Here is a 14,569-nt window from a genome sequence, read left to right as displayed (position 1 = left end):
CAGTACGAAGGTGACGCCCAGGCGGTGCAGGGCGACGTCCATCAACAGTTGGTCGAAGGCGCGGTTGAGGAAGGTCGCGTAGACGGCGAAGACCGGGTGCAGGCCGGAGGCGGCCAGGCCGGCGGCGCGGTGGGTGCGACGGGAGACGGAGTCCGGGACCACCGCGATGAGCGGGACCACACCGGTGGATCGGGTACTGGATCCCACCGGCCGTGCCCATGAGGTTCAGACCGGTGGTGATCGGCCGGATCACCGGGGTGCCCGGCAGCGCGGACCGGATCCGGCCCCGTCCGCCGAAGGGGCCGGTGCCACCGATGACGGCCGCCGCGATGACGTTCATCAGCGGGTGGCCCGGGCCCGGGCTCTTGGAGGCGCCGCCGGCCCGGGCGGCCCGGAAGAGCCCGCCGGGGCGGCGAGGGAACTCGCGATCGTGAAGACCGTCAGTCGCACCCCGGCGACGTTGCTCCCGGCGCGTCGCGCCACCTCGGTGTTGCCGCCGGCCGCGAAGATCCGCCGGTCGTAGCGGGTGCGGCGGACCACGAATTCCGCGAGCACCGGGATGACCGGGAAGATCACCGGTGCCGTCGGCAGGCGCGATGCCGGTGTGAGGGCCCGGGCGACGCCGAACGCCGCGGCGGCCACCGGCGCGCCGCGATCTCGCTGCACGGCCGGGTGGGCAGGCCGACGGCGGCGCTCCCGCAGCGGCGGGGCGGGCACGTAGCCGCTGGTGATGACGGCGGCCGGCCCGTAGGCGGCGGCGATGACGATCGGGCCGACGACCACGGGGGTGGCGCCCGGTTCGCCGTCGCGGACCTCGCGGCGGAACTCCTCGGCACAGCCGGCCGGGCCGCGTTCGCGCACCAGCGGGCGGGGATCGACGGCCGGTCGGCGGCCGGGGGCCGGGGCCGCCCTCGGCTCACCCGCCGATGCCCGCCTCGGCGCACTCGTCGGCGAACTCGGCGGTGCAGATCTCGTCGGTGGTGTGGAAACCGTCGGCGATGACCGTCTCCTCGATGTTGTCCACCGTGACCGCGACCGGGGTCAGCAGGGCGCTGGGGACGCCGTCGGTGGTGGGACTGTCCACACTGTCGGGGGTGAGGTCGGAGAAGTCCTCGCCGTCGAGCAGGCGCACGGCGATCTCGGCGGCGATCTCGGCGGCGGGGATCAGGGCCTTGTAGATGGTGAAGGTCTGCTCGCCGGAGATGATCCGCTGCAGGGCGGCCAGTTCGGCGTCCTGCCCGCCGACCGGCACGTCCTCGACGCCGGCACCGCGCAGGGCGTTGACGATCCCCGCGGTCAGGCCGTCGTTGGCGGAGTGGACGGCGTCGAACCCGTCGGTGCCCAGCGACCGGACGGCGGAGGTGACGGCGTCGTCGGCGATGGCCGGATCCCAGCCGTCGATGTCCCGCTCGTAGACGATCTCCACGACCGGGTCCAGGACCTCGCGGGCGCCGGCCTTGAAGAGGGCCGCGTCGGGGTCGGTCGGCGAGCCGTTGATCATCATGACCCGGGCGCCCTCGGCGTCGTTCCCGAGCGCGTCGAGCAGGGCCTGCCCCTGGAGGCGGCCGACGGCCTCGTTGTCGTAGGAGACGTAGGCGTCGATGTCGCCCTCGGCGAGACGGTCGTAGGCGACGACCGGCACGCCCTCCGCGGCGGCATCCTCGACCCACGGACCGGTCGCGGCGGCGTCCACCGGGTCGAGGATGATCACGTCGACGCCCTGCGTGAGCATGGCGTCGAACTGCTGCTTCTGCCGGGCGGTGTCCGCGTCCGCGTTGCCGTGGGTGACCTCGCAGTCGTCGCACAGCTCGGCGATCGTGGCCTCGATGACGGGGCGGTCGAACGCCTCGTACCGGGTGGTGGTGTTGTCCGGAAGGAGGAGGCCGATGGTACGGAAGCCCTCGGCGCCCCCGTCACCGGCACCGTCGCCCTCGTCGCTGCCGTCACCGGCTTCGCCACAGGCCGCCGACCCGGCCGCCAGGGCCAGGGTCGCCGCGCCGATGACGGCACGGCGCAGATACCTCCGCATGATGTGCTTCGCCTTCCGCCGGGGCCGCCGCTCCGCGACCCGAGTGGGGAGAGCCAACCGTCCTCGCCCAATGTGGTCAACATCCGAACCATCCTTCAACCACGAAGAGCGAACCCGACGTTCGCCTCGCACCACTTTCTTCGTTCCATGAACGCGGGATCTTCGTTTCCGGACGAATATCCCCACGATCACGGCAAGGTCATCGTTCTCCCGAAGGGAGCCCGGAGCCGCCCGGGCCCCGTCCGACGGCCCCGCTCCGGGGACCGTCGCCGACCCGACGCCGACCCGACGCCACGGTTCGCCGCCCCCGGCACCCCCGGCGCCCCCGACCCGTCGGCGGGTCCCTCCCCCGTCCCGGGTTCCCTCAGGACTGCCGGTAGCCGTTCACCGCGCCCAGCAGGACCCCGTCACCCATCTCGCGCAGCACCAGCGCCAGGGCTCCCAGCACCTCGGCCCGACCGCCCAGGGCGCCCGGCACGAGGGTCAGTCGACGTGCCGCCGAGGGGATCGCGTACCGGCTCACCGAGTCGCGGATCGGCCCCAACGCCAACTCCCCCGCCTCGGCCAGGTCTCCGCCGAGCACCACCCGGGTGGGGTTGAGCAGGTTGCACAGCTGCGCCACGCCGTGGCCCACGTTGCGACCGACGTCCGCGATCACCCGGCGGCAACCGGGATCGCCCTCGCGCGCCAACTGCACCACCCGGGGCATGGTCAGGTCCGTCCCGTGGTTGGCGTGCAGCAGCGGCAGCACGTGCCGGGCGGCGGTGAAGGTCTCCAGACAGCCGCGGTTGCCGCAGCGGCACACCGAGCCGGACTCGTCCAGGGTGATGTGTCCGATCTCGCCGGCCGTGCCGCCGGGGCCCCGGTAGATCTGGCCGTTGATCACCAGGCCCGCGCCGACACCACTGGCCACCTTGATGTAGGCCAGGTCGCGCACCCCGCGCCCGCTGCCCCACACCAGCTCGCCCAGGGCGCCGAGGTTGGCGTCGTTGTCCACGTGCACCGGCACACCCAGCCGCCCCGCCAGTTCCTCGCGCGGGTTGATGCCGCGCCAGCCCGGCAGGATCGCGGTGGAGCCCAGGGTGCCGGTCTCCACGTCGATCGGGCCGGGGACACCCAGGCCCACCCCGATGGTCTTGTCCCGGTCCACACCGGCCATCGCCAGCAGTCGGGCCACCAGTTCCTCCGCCCGGGAGAAACCCTGGTCGGCGGAGGAGTCGACGTCGAAGGGCTCCGCCTCCTCGGCCAGCACCTGGTGGGCGAGGTTGCCCACCGCGACCCGCAGGTGGGAGTGGCCGAAGTCCACGCCGACCACGATGCCCGCGTCCGTGGACAGCGAGACGCTGCGGGCCCGCCGGCCGCCGGCGGAGGTGGTGCGCACGTCCACCGTGCCCAGGTCCCCCAACTCGCGGACGATGTTGGAAACCGTCGCGGCGGACAGACCGGTGGTGCGGGCGATCTCCGCCTGCGTCAGCGAGCCCGCCGACCGGACGGCTCGCACCACCCGTTCCAGATTGGCGCGATGCAGTGACGACTGCGAGCCCGGAGTCTCCACGACCCTCTCCCAGCGTGTTGGGTGTATCCCCCGGGCGGACTCGTCCCGGGGTCCGCCGGCCGCCCATGGGGAGAGACGGCGCCGCGACCACTATATGAACTGACGATCGGCTCGGGGAAAACTCCGACCGAACCGATTTCGGCCCGGTCGGTCGCCGGTCGGCGCCGGGACGTGCGGGGCCGTGCTCGAATGTGACCGCTTCCCACCCGGTGAGGCCCGTTCGATGCCCGCTCGGCACCGCTCCGCATCCGGTCGCCACCTCCTCCGTCCCTCTGATCCCGACCTCCGGACGGACGGCCCCGGTACGTCCGCGCCCCCGCGTCCGGGAGGGACGCGGGGGCGCGGGGGCACGGAACCGTGCGGGGCGTGCGCGCGGGGCGGGGCGGATCACCGACCCGCCCCGCGCCCGATCACCTGCGGATCAGCGAACGCAGCACGTACTGCATGATCCCGCCGTTGCGGTAGTAGTCCGCCTCGCCGGGGGTGTCGATGCGGACCACCGCGTCGAACTCCACACCGGTGTCGGTGGTGACCTTCACCGTCTCCGGCACGCCGCCCTCGTTGAGCGCGGTGATGCCGGTGATCGAGAAGGTCTCCTCGCCGGTCAGGCCCAGGTCCAGCGCCGAGGCGCCCTCCGGGAACTGCAGCGGCAGCACGCCCATGCCGATCAGGTTCGAGCGGTGGATGCGCTCGTAGGACTCGGCGATGACCGCCCTGACGCCCAGCAGCGCGGTGCCCTTGGCCGCCCAGTCGCGGGAGGAACCCGAGCCGTACTCCTTGCCCGCCAGGACCACCAGCGGGATACCGGCCGCCTGGTAGTTGCTGGAGGCGTCGTAGATGAAGGAGACCGGCCCGCCCTCCTGCGTGAAGTCGCGGGTGTAGCCGCCCTCGGTGCCCGGCGCGATCTGGTTGCGCAGGCGGATGTTGGCGAAGGTGCCGCGGATCATGACCTCGTGGTTGCCGCGGCGCGAGCCGTAGCTGTTGAAGTCGCGACGCTCCACGCCGTGCCCGGTGAGGTACTGCCCCGCAGGGGTGTCGGCCTTGATGGCGCCGGCCGGGGAGATGTGGTCGGTGGTCACCGAGTCGCCCAGCTTGGCCAGCACCCGGGCGCCGGAGATGTCGCCGACCGGCTCCGGGTCCATGCCCATGCCCTCGAAGTACGGGGGCTTGCGGACATAGGTGGACTCCGGGTCCCACTCGAAGGTGTCACCGGTGGGCACCGACAGGGAGCGCCACTGGTCGTCACCGGCGAAGACGTCGGCGTAGCTGTCGGTGAACATCTCCTGGCCGATCGCGGAGGCGACGACCTCCTCGACCTCCTGCTCGGAGGGCCAGATGTCGGCCAGGTGCACCGGCTTGCCCTCGGTGTCGATGCCCAGCGCGTCGCGGGTGATGTCCACCTTCATGGACCCGGCGATGGCGTAGGCGACCACCAGCGGCGGGGAGGCCAGGTAGTTCATCTTCACGTCCGGGTTGATCCGGCCCTCGAAGTTCCGGTTGCCGGAGAGCACCGAGACCACGGCCAGGTCGTGGGCGTTGACCGCCTCGGAGACCTCGTCCGGCAGCGGGCCGGAGTTGCCGATGCAGGTGGTGCAGCCGTAGCCGACCAGGTTGAAGCCCATCTTGTCCAGGTAGGGGGTCAGCCCCGCCCGGTCGTAGTAGTCCATGACGACCTTGGAGCCGGGCGCCAGGGTGGTCTTGACCCAGGGCTTGCGGGTCAGGCCGCGCTCCACCGCCTTCTTGGCGACCAGGGCGGCGGCCACCATGACGTACGGGTTGGAGGTGTTGGTGCAGGAGGTGATCGCGGCGACGGTCACGGCGCCGTGGTCGAGCTCGTAGGTCACGCCCTCGGGCGAGGTGACGGGGACCGGCTTGCTCGGCACGTCGCTGGAGACGGCCGGGGCGTCGGAGGCCGGGAAGGACTCCTTGCCCGCCTCGTCCAGGTCGGTGTCGTCCACGTGCACGCGCACGTCCTGGCCGAACTGCTGGGCGGCCTCGGAGAGCGCGATGCGGTCCTGCGGGCGCTTCGGGCCGGCGATGGAGGGCACCACGGTGGACAGGTCCAGCTCGAGGTGTTCGGAGAAGTCCGGCTCGGCGGCCGGGTCCAGCCACAGCCCCTGCTCCCTGGCGTACGTCTCGACCAGGGCGAGCTGCTGCTCGTCGCGGCCGGTCAGCCGCATGTAGTTGATGGTCTCGTCGTCGATCGGGAACATCGCCGCGGTGGAGCCGAACTCCGGCGACATGTTGCCGATGGTGGCGCGGTTGGCCAGCGGCACCGCCGAGACGCCCTCGCCGTAGAACTCGACGAACTTGCCGACCACTCCGTGCTTGCGCAGCATCTCGGTGATGGTGAGCACCAGGTCGGTGGCGGTGGTGCCGGTGGGCAGCTCGCCGGTCAGCTTGAAGCCGACCACCCGCGGGATGAGCATGGAGACCGGCTGGCCCAGCATGGCCGCCTCGGCCTCGATGCCGCCCACGCCCCAGCCCAGCACGCCCAGGCCGTTGACCATGGTGGTGTGGGAGTCGGTGCCGACCAGGGTGTCCGGGTAGGCCTTGCCCCCGCGGACCATGACGACCCGGGCCAGGTGCTCGATGTTGACCTGGTGGACGATGCCGGTGCCCGGCGGTACCACCTTGAACTCGTCGAAGGCGGTCTGGCCCCAGCGCAGGAACTGGTAGCGCTCGCGGTTGCGGCCGTACTCCAGATCGACGTTCTGGCGGAAGGCGTTGGCGGTGCCGAACTTGTCGGCGATCACCGAGTGGTCGATGACCAGCTCGGCGGGGGCCAGCGGGTTGATCCGGGCGGGGTCGCCGCCCAGCTCCTTGACCGCCTCGCGCATGGTGGCCAGGTCGACCACGCAGGGTACGCCGGTGAAGTCCTGCATGATCACCCGGGCGGGGGTGAACTGGATCTCGTGGCTCGGCTTGGCGGAGGCGTCCCAGCCGCCGAGCGTGCGGATGTGGTCGGCGGTGATGTTCGCGCCGTCCTCGGTGCGCAGCAGGTTCTCCAACAGAACCTTCAGGCTGTAGGGCAGGCGGGCGGAACCCTCCACCTTGTCCAGCCGGTAGATCTCATACGACTCGTCGCCCACCCGCAGCGTGCTACGGGCGTCGAAGCTGTTCGCCGACACGACAGACTCCTTCGGTGCATGACTCGCGCGTCCTGACGCCATCCTGCCGCGCGCCGCACGCCCGTGACCGGTAAGGGCCGCCTTGGTCGCTTGCGCGTGGCGCGCCCGGGACGGCTCCGCGGGGAGGCGGGGCGGGATGGTGACGCGCCCCTCGACAAAATATCTCGATGTCGAGATAACTCTAGTACATCCCCGCCGGCGGGTCATACGCCCGGGGTCCGGGGCCACGCCCGGTGGGGACGGGACGGTGGGGACGGCCCGGTGGGGGTGGGGTGGTCCCGGTCGCCGGTCGGAGAGCCCGTGAACTCCCCGCCTCCCGCCGTGGGGCCGTCCGGCCCCCCTGTCCCACCCGTTCCGGGTCGTCGAGAGGCCCGGGACCGGGAGAGGGCGGGCTTTCGGAGGACGGCGACCGGGTGGCCGAGGCCCGGGGTGGGGCGGGAACCCGGAGTCCCCTCCTGGTTGCTGACGGCGGACCCCGCCATCGGTCCGCCGGAGCGCCACGGCGGCGAGGTGCTGTTCATCGAGACCCCCGAGGAGTTGCCGAGCGCCACGGAGGTGTACCGGATCCTGCGGAACACGGGCGAGCGCGAGCTGCCGGGTCGCCTCCCGGCGGCCCCGGTGAGCCGGGCGAGGAACCGGCGTGTTCGATCGGCCGCTCGCCGCCCCGGAGCGGGACCGGTACCGACGGGAGCAGCGGGAGGCCGTGCTGCGGGCCCTGGGGGAGTACGCGCCCGACGCGATGGCGGTGTTCGACGTGGACCTCGGCCACACCGATCCGCAACTCGTCGTCCCCGTCGGCGGCCCGATCCGGGTGGACGGCCCCGCCCACCGCATCACCGTCACCTACCGACCGTCACCGCCCCGCCGGCCCGGGGCGGAGGATGCCCGCCGGAGTTCAGCGGCCCACAGGTCCACCAGGCCGGGACAGAGGTGATCGAGGCCCTGGGGCCGGGCGAGGGCGAGGACGTGCTCCACCATGGCCTCCACCCCGGGGTGGTCCCCCACCGGCCGCAGCAACCAGATCCTGCCGGGCGGACGCGGGGGTACCCCCGCCTCGGCCAACAGCGCGTTGACCTCGGCTTCCTCCCGACGGCGCTCCTCCTCCCCCATCGGCACGCACCGCGCGTCGGTGATCCGGCCGGTGGCATCCGTGCGGGTTTCGGTGACCCACACGGTCGACCGGTCGGGTACCCACGTGCGGGCCGGGGCGGGCCACAGGCGGGGCAGGAAGCACCACAGCGTCGAGTCGGGCACGAGCGTCCAGCCGAACTCCACCAACTGGCGGACCTCCGGCAGTCGGTCCCGCTCCAACTCGGTGCGGTGCGCGCGCCCCGCCGGTACCGGGTGCGGGGCCGTGTCCCGGCCCCAGTCCGTCGTCACCATGCCGCTCCCCTCCCCCGGCGCCGGTTCCCGGTGCCGTGCGTGTGCCGGTTCTCCCCGCCGCGCCCGCGACATCCTTCCACCGGACCGGAACCCCCGGGGTCCGGCGACCTGCACCGGCCCGGGACACGCCCGGGCGAGGGGCGCGGGCGTGTCCCGACGGCGAGGGCCTTCACCCCCTCGACGACCGGCGGAAATGGGCCGAGGATGGACGGAATCCCCGATCGAGTCCTCACCCGAACGGGCGTACGTGGCTAGCAACATCTCATATCCGAGATACAGTCGTTGCCATGACCGAGGACTACCTTGCTCGCATCGGCAAGCTCATCCGGGACGCCCGCCAGCACCGTGGCTGGACCCAGCTGCAGTTGGCGGAGGCGCTGAACACCAGCCAGAGCGCTGTCAACCGTATCGAACGCGGGAACCAGAACATCAGTCTTGAGATGATCGCCAGAATCGGCGAGGCCCTGGACAGCGAGATCGTGTCCCTCGGCTACTCCGGGCCGATGCACCTGCGGGTGGTCGGCGGACGCCGCCTCTCCGGCGCCATCGACGTCAAGACGAGCAAGAACGCCTGCGTCGCCCTGCTGTGCGCGACCCTCCTCAACTCCGGCCGCACCGTGCTGCGCCGGGTCGCCCGCATCGAGGAGGTCTACCGCATCCTGGAGGTGCTCTCCTCCATCGGCGTCCGCGCCCGCTGGATCAACGACGGCGCCGACCTGGAGATCGTGCCGCCCGCCGAGCTGGACCTCGACGCGATGGACGCCGACGCCGCCCGGCGCACCCGCAGCATCATCATGTTCCTGGGCCCGCTGCTGCACCGCATGGACCGCTTCAAGCTCCCCTACGCCGGTGGTTGCGACCTCGGCACCCGCACCGTCGAGCCGCACCTGGCCGCGCTGCGCCGCTTCGGCCTGGACATCACCGCCACCGAGGGCACCTACCACGCGGTGGTCGACGCCTCCGTGCGTCCCGACCGGCCGATCGTGCTGACCGAGCGCGGGGACACCGTCACCGAGAACGCGCTGCTCGCCGCCGCCCGCCACGAGGGCGTCACCGTCATCCGCAACGCCTCCTCCAACTACATGGTCCAGGACCTGTGCTTCTTCCTGGAGCAGTTGGGCGTGCGGGTGGAGGGCGTGGGCACCACCACCCTCACCGTGCACGGTGTGGCGGAGATCGACCGGGACGTGGACTACTTCCCCTCCGAGGACCCGGTCGAGGCGATGAGCCTGATCGCCGCCGCCGTGATCACCTCCTCCGAACTGACCGTGCGCCGCGCGCCGGTGGAGTTCCTGGAGATCGAGCTGGCGGTGCTGGAGGGCATGGGGCTGGACCACTCCGTCTCGCCCGAGTACACCGCCGACAACGGCCGCACCCGGCTGGCCGACGTCACCGTGCGGCCGTCCAAGCTCGAGGCGCCGATCGACAAGATCCACCCCATGCCGTTCCCGGGGCTGAACATCGACAACGTGCCGTTCTTCGCCGCCATCGCGGCCAGCGCGCACGGCTCGACGCTCATCCACGACTGGGTCTACGACAACCGGGCGATCTACCTGACCGACCTCAACCGCCTCGGCGGCCGACTCCAACTCCTGGACCCGCACCGGGTGTTGGTGGAGGGCCCCACCAGGTGGCGGGCGTCCGAGATGATGTGCCCGCCGGCGCTGCGCCCGGCCGTGGTCGTCCTGCTGGCCATGATGGCCGCCGAGGGCACCTCGGTGCTGCGCAACGTCTACGTCATCAACCGCGGTTACGAGGACCTCGCCGAGCGCCTGAACTCCGTCGGCGCGCAGATCGAGATCTTCCGCGACATCTGATCCGAGTAGGCCGCCGCACCCCGCCTGACCTGCGTTGACGCGGGTCAGGGAGGGGTGCGGCGGCCTCCCCGGGACTTCTCCGGGACTTCGGGCCCGCAGTCGTGCGTCGGCTACGTCGCACCCGACGTCACCCCGCACGGTCCGATCGGTCTCGTCATGCCCGGGTCAGGGATTCGATTCCCCGGTGCGGCTTCCATCCCGTGTGAACACCGCACGGAACGTCGTGTCCGGGTCCGCAACCCGCCGACCACGTCGCCGGGTTGCGGGCCGTCCGGAGGACCCCGCGTCCCGGGGGCCGGGTCGCCCGCGGGCTGGGTGACCCGGCCCGAGCGAGTGCTCTCGGTGGTCCGCCGGCGATGGGCGGAAGAACTCCGCGGACGCCAACCGAACGGTGGAACCGGAAGGCAACAACTCCACCGTGTGGGGCCATGGGACGGGAGCGGCGAGTTCGAGTGCGATCATGGTCTGGTTGTCATCGGCCCAGTCCTCGTCACCGGCGGTGCGCTCCTGCCTTCGGCCGAAACGTACGGCGCCCGTCACGATTCCCCGCACTTCCGCGGCCGCCCGGCGCAGAAGAAACACATCACGACCAGGTCGTCGGCATAGCGGGCCAGGCCCCCGTCGTGCTCGTCCCATGCCCGATCGAGCCGGTGCAGATAGACGTTGCACATCAGCGGTGAGATCACACCACCTTGCGGGGTGCCGGTCACCGACTCCCGCACCTGCCCGTCCTCTATCACCCCGACGCGGAGAATCTGGCGCAGGAGTTTGAGGACGGGCTGGTCACAGACGCGTTCTTCGACCGCGTGCATCAACTTCCCGTGCGGGAGCGCCGAGAAACACTCGGCGATATCCGCCTCCATCACCCACCGCCTGCCCCGGTGGTGCTCCTCGGATACGGCCGGTCGGCCTCGTCGCGGCAGTTCACCGAATGGTTCGCGGCGATCTTCACCCATCTGACGACCTCGGTGTTCACCGCGTCGCTGAACGGCGAGATGGTCGCCATGCCCCTGTGGCCGCATCACGAGAACCGCCTCCACGGCTTCCACGCGGGCTTCGACTACGAGGTCGGCGGCGGCCTGCCGCCGTATTCGTTGGTCGGTTACCACCTGCCCATCGCCTACGGTTGCCCGCCGCCCGGGATCAACGTCCTGGAATACGGGATCAGCGCGGACGAGACGAAACGGTTGCGGGGCACCCCAGCGCTGCCCCAGCTCCTGTACGTGAAGCCCCTGACCCCGGACGCACGGGAATGCGCCGAGTGGTCGGCGGGGAACCTCCGGCCGGAGGATCTCCCGTAGTCCCCGGTCACAACCGGGCCGAGGGCGGGAGAGCGGGCCCGATCCCCTCCGGAGCGAGCCCGCTGGGCACCTCGGCCCTTTCACCGCACTCTCGCATGCCCCCCGGCGGACGGAACGACCGCCGGGGGGACGTCGGTCGTGTTGGGGGTGGTCCCGCCCCCAACGACCCGACCTCTCCCCGGCGGGAAAGCGTGAAGACCGTGTGGGCATCGAGGATGGCCTCCGTCACGCGCCCACCTCGGCGACCCGCCCGGCCCCTGCCCCGATGTGGGCGGCGGGCCGGTGCGGGCGACTCCGTCACCGGTAGGGGCGGTGGGAGACCCAGCCCAGTTGAGCCGCGGCGACTCCGGCGGCGAAGCGGTTCTGAACACCCAGTAATTCCATGATGCGGGCGATCCTCCGCCGCACGGTCCGAACGCTGACCTGCAGGTGGCGCGCTATGGGCTCATCACTCGGATAGGTCACCAACAGGGCCAGGAGTTCAAGGTCCTCTTCCGAGATGGGGCGCGCATGCAAGACATCCATCGATCCCCCAAGATGGGACGGCTTCGCCGCCTTATATGGTTGATAGTTATACCATTCCCCGTATTTCCACTCTCATCCTATGAGCTCATTTGCGGCACATCAAGAGCACGTTTCGGACACAGGCTCTACGGCCTTCGTGACACGGCGTTGCCCACGATCTCCCGCGTCTCCGACGACAGATCATCCGATGAATCGAGGTCCCGCAGCGTGTGCAGGACCTTCCGGCGTCGAGTCGGCTCCAGGGACCGCCAGGCGTTGAAGCACCCTGCGAGACGGGCCGCCGCCTGGGGGTTGAGGCGGTCGACCGCCGCGATCTGCCGGGCCGCGAAGGCGTAGCCGGAGCCGTCCGCGGCATGGAAGCGCAAAGGGTTCTCGAAGCAGAAGGTGACGATCAGCGCTCCGACGCGGTTCGGGTTGCCGAAGGAGAACATCGGATGCCCGGTCAATTGCCTCACCCGATCCAGGGTGTCGGGGCGACGACTCCGGGCGTGGAGGGCGAACCACTTGTCCAACACCAGCGGATGGTCGTGCCACCGTCGACCGAACTCCTCCAGTACGGCTTCCCCGTCCTCGCGGTCGGCCAGCGCGGCGAGGGCCGCCCACCGATCGGTCATGTTGTCCGCCCGGGCGTACTGCCGGCGCGTCAGTTCGGCCACCTCGGGCGTGTCCAGTTCGGCCAGGTGGGCCAGACACGTGTTCTTCAACGCTCGCCACCCGACTTGCCGCGCGTCGAACGTGTAGGGGAGGCCGTCGTCGAGGTCGTGATAACGCTCCAGCAGCGGCTCTCGCAACGCCCCGGCCAGTTCCGCCCGGGTGGCGTGCAGGACTTCGGCCAACTTGACCGGATCCGTTTGGTCGAGGACCCCGAACAGCGTTTCGTAACCGGGGAGTTCCAGCATCAGCGCGGTGAGGCCCGGCTCCGGGTCATCGGAACGCAGAAGCCCTCGGAGGACATCGATGAACTCGGCCGGCAACGGCGCCGGTTCCGTTTCCTCGGCGTGGTACCGCTTCAGGAGCAACTCGGTGACGTAGGCCTGGAGGGATTCCCAGCGCACGAAGGGGTCGTCGTCGTGAGTGGCGAGCAGGAGCCGTTCCGCACCGGTCAGGGGGATCCGGAGCCGCACGGGGGCGGAGAAACCGCGCAGCAGGGACGGCACGGGCCGGGCCGGGATGTCGGTGAACCTCAGGGTGGTGACCGGTTGCCGCAGCTCGAACACCCGCTCGATTTCTGGCGTGGTGTCCTCTCCCTCCGGGCGAAGCGGTACGTGCCGGCCCTCCGGGCCCAGGAGGGCGAGCCTCAGGGGGACGTGCAGCAGCTCCTTGTGGGGCTGTTTCGGAGTGGGAGGGCAGGACTGGCGCACGACCAGCGTGTACGTGCGGGTCCCGGCGTCGTACTCCGGTTCCACGTCGAGGACCGGTGTGCCGGCCTGGCCGTACCAGCGCATGAATTGCGTGAGGTCGGCGTCATTGGCCTCGGCCATGGCCGTGACGAACTGATCACAGGTCGCCGCTTGCCCGTCGTGTCTGTTCAGGTAGAGCCGCAGCCCTTCCCGGAACCCCTCCTCCCCGAAGAGGGTGCACAGCATCCGGATGACCTCGGCACCCTTCTTGTAGACGGTCCAGGTGTAGAAATTGCTGATCTCCCGGTACTCGTCGGGGCGCACCGGGTGGGCCTGCGGCCCGGCGTCCTCGGCGAACTGGCGCTCGCGCAGGGCGCGAACATCGCGCACCCGCTGGACGCCTCGGCCGAGCAGGTCCCCCGTGAACACCTCGTCCCGGTACACGGCCAGTCCCTCCTTCAGGGAGAGTTGGAACATGTCCCGGCACGTCACCCGGTTTCCCGTCCAGTTGTGGAAGTACTCGTGGGCGACGACGGTGTGGATCGCGGCGATGTCCTCGTCGGTGGCGGTCCGGGGGTCGGCCTGGACGTAGAGGCTGTTGAAGATGTTCAGCCCCTTGTTCTCCATGGCTCCCATGTTGAAGTCATCGACGCTGACCAGCGTGTACGTGTCGAGGTCGTACTCCAGACCGAACTTCTCCTCGTCCCAGACCATGGCCTTGCGCACCGCCTCGAGGGCATGACGACACCCGGGGAGCGCCTCTTCCTCCGCGTACACCCGCACCCCGACCTCCCGTCCCGAGGGGGTGCGGTGGGTGGTCTCGATGTGACCCCGGCGGCCGGCGACCAAGGCGAACAGGTAGCTCGGTTTGGGATGGGGGTCCACCCAGGTGACGGAGTGACGGCCATCCGCCAGACGTCTCGATTCCCGGCGTTCGCCGTTGGACAGGAGGACCGGGAACGTCTCCTCATCGGCTATCAACGTGCAGGTGTGGACGGCGAGGACATCGGGCCGGTCCGGGTAGTAGGTGATGCGTCGGAACCCCTCCGGCTCGCACTGCGTGAGGAGAGTGTCCCCGGAGAGGTAGAGGCCGGTGAGGGCCGTGTTGGCCTTGGGCTCCAGCACCGTCACGATCTCGAGGACGGTTCGGTCCTCCGGGATGGTGAGGGTCAGCGCCTCGGCGTCGAGGGTGTACTCCGTCGGGTCCGGCTCCCGCCCGTTGACCCGGATGGACTCCGGAACGAGGTCACGGCCGTCCAGCCGGAGGGGGGTCCGCCCCTCTTCCGGCCCGCGGGGGGAGATCACCGTGCGCGCGGTGACGCGGGTGCGGGCCGGATCGAGTTCGAAGGTCAGGTCGACGCTCTCGACCGAGTGGGTGGGCGGTCGATAATCGAGCCGACGCACGGGGGCGGGAAACGCGCTGGAGTTGCTCACCGTGGATCCTTTCTCGTGATCCGTCCCCGGTCCGGGGGCCCGCAGGAGCGGGCC

Annotated in this window: 10 protein-coding genes and 1 pseudogene; 2 read left to right on the top strand and 9 right to left on the bottom strand. The window is 70.9% G+C overall.

Features of this window, described 5'->3' with window-relative positions:
* From LZF96_RS27415 to LZF96_RS21455, 6 genes and pseudogenes are all read right to left on the bottom strand, one after another.
* A pseudogene (locus tag LZF96_RS27415) lies at positions 1-126 on the bottom strand (hypothetical protein); the annotation flags it as partial.
* Between the two features lie 213 nt (positions 127-339).
* Positions 340-861, bottom strand: coding sequence for a hypothetical protein (locus tag LZF96_RS21480; RefSeq protein WP_308294255.1), 522 nt, complete (start codon positions 859-861; stop codon positions 340-342).
* Positions 862-916: 55 nt separating this feature from the next.
* A complete protein-coding gene (locus tag LZF96_RS21475; protein ID WP_233875533.1) occupies positions 917-2,029 on the bottom strand; it encodes a sugar ABC transporter substrate-binding protein in 1,113 nt (370 codons plus the stop codon).
* A gap of 364 nt (positions 2,030-2,393) precedes the next feature.
* Positions 2,394-3,584: an ROK family transcriptional regulator gene (locus tag LZF96_RS21470; RefSeq protein WP_233875531.1), complete on the bottom strand. Its 1,191-nt coding sequence runs from the start codon at positions 3,582-3,584 to the stop codon at positions 2,394-2,396.
* A 410-nt stretch (positions 3,585-3,994) separates the two neighbouring features.
* A complete protein-coding gene (acnA, locus tag LZF96_RS21465) occupies positions 3,995-6,715 on the bottom strand; it encodes an aconitate hydratase AcnA (protein ID WP_308294254.1) in 2,721 nt (906 codons plus the stop codon).
* Positions 6,716-7,558: 843 nt separating this feature from the next.
* Positions 7,559-8,098: a DUF5956 family protein gene (locus tag LZF96_RS21455; protein WP_233875524.1), complete on the bottom strand. Its 540-nt coding sequence runs from the start codon at positions 8,096-8,098 to the stop codon at positions 7,559-7,561.
* 287 nt (positions 8,099-8,385) lie between these two features.
* On the opposite strand from LZF96_RS21455, the gene LZF96_RS21450 reads away from it, so the two are divergent.
* The gene (locus LZF96_RS21450) at positions 8,386-9,915 is read left to right on the top strand and encodes a UDP-N-acetylglucosamine 1-carboxyvinyltransferase (protein ID WP_233875521.1); all 1,530 of its coding nucleotides are present in this window, start codon (positions 8,386-8,388) and stop codon (positions 9,913-9,915) included.
* A gap of 536 nt (positions 9,916-10,451) precedes the next feature.
* Here LZF96_RS21450 and LZF96_RS21445 read toward each other — a convergent pair.
* Positions 10,452-10,778: a reverse transcriptase domain-containing protein gene (locus tag LZF96_RS21445; RefSeq protein ID WP_233875518.1), complete on the bottom strand. Its 327-nt coding sequence runs from the start codon at positions 10,776-10,778 to the stop codon at positions 10,452-10,454.
* 18 nt (positions 10,779-10,796) lie between these two features.
* Here LZF96_RS21445 and LZF96_RS21440 point away from each other — a divergent pair, with 18 nt between their 5' ends.
* Complete coding sequence (locus LZF96_RS21440; RefSeq protein ID WP_233875516.1) at positions 10,797-11,216, top strand: GNAT family N-acetyltransferase; 420 nt, start codon at positions 10,797-10,799, stop codon at positions 11,214-11,216.
* Between the two features lie 297 nt (positions 11,217-11,513).
* On the opposite strand, the gene LZF96_RS21435 is transcribed toward LZF96_RS21440, so the two are convergent.
* Entirely contained in the window at positions 11,514-11,741 is a 228-nt protein-coding gene (locus LZF96_RS21435; protein ID WP_233875514.1) for a LuxR C-terminal-related transcriptional regulator, read from the bottom strand.
* A gap of 125 nt (positions 11,742-11,866) precedes the next feature.
* A complete protein-coding gene (gene pepN / locus LZF96_RS21430; protein ID WP_233875512.1) occupies positions 11,867-14,515 on the bottom strand; it encodes an aminopeptidase N in 2,649 nt (882 codons plus the stop codon).
* Positions 14,516-14,569 lie beyond the last annotated feature (54 nt).

Source organism: Streptomyces sp. ST2-7A (assembly GCF_021390475.1).
Taxonomy (GTDB): domain Bacteria; phylum Actinomycetota; class Actinomycetes; order Streptomycetales; family Streptomycetaceae; genus Streptomyces.
The sequence above is the reverse complement of the archived record's forward strand: the minus strand, read 5'-3'. Positions and strand labels throughout refer to the sequence as shown.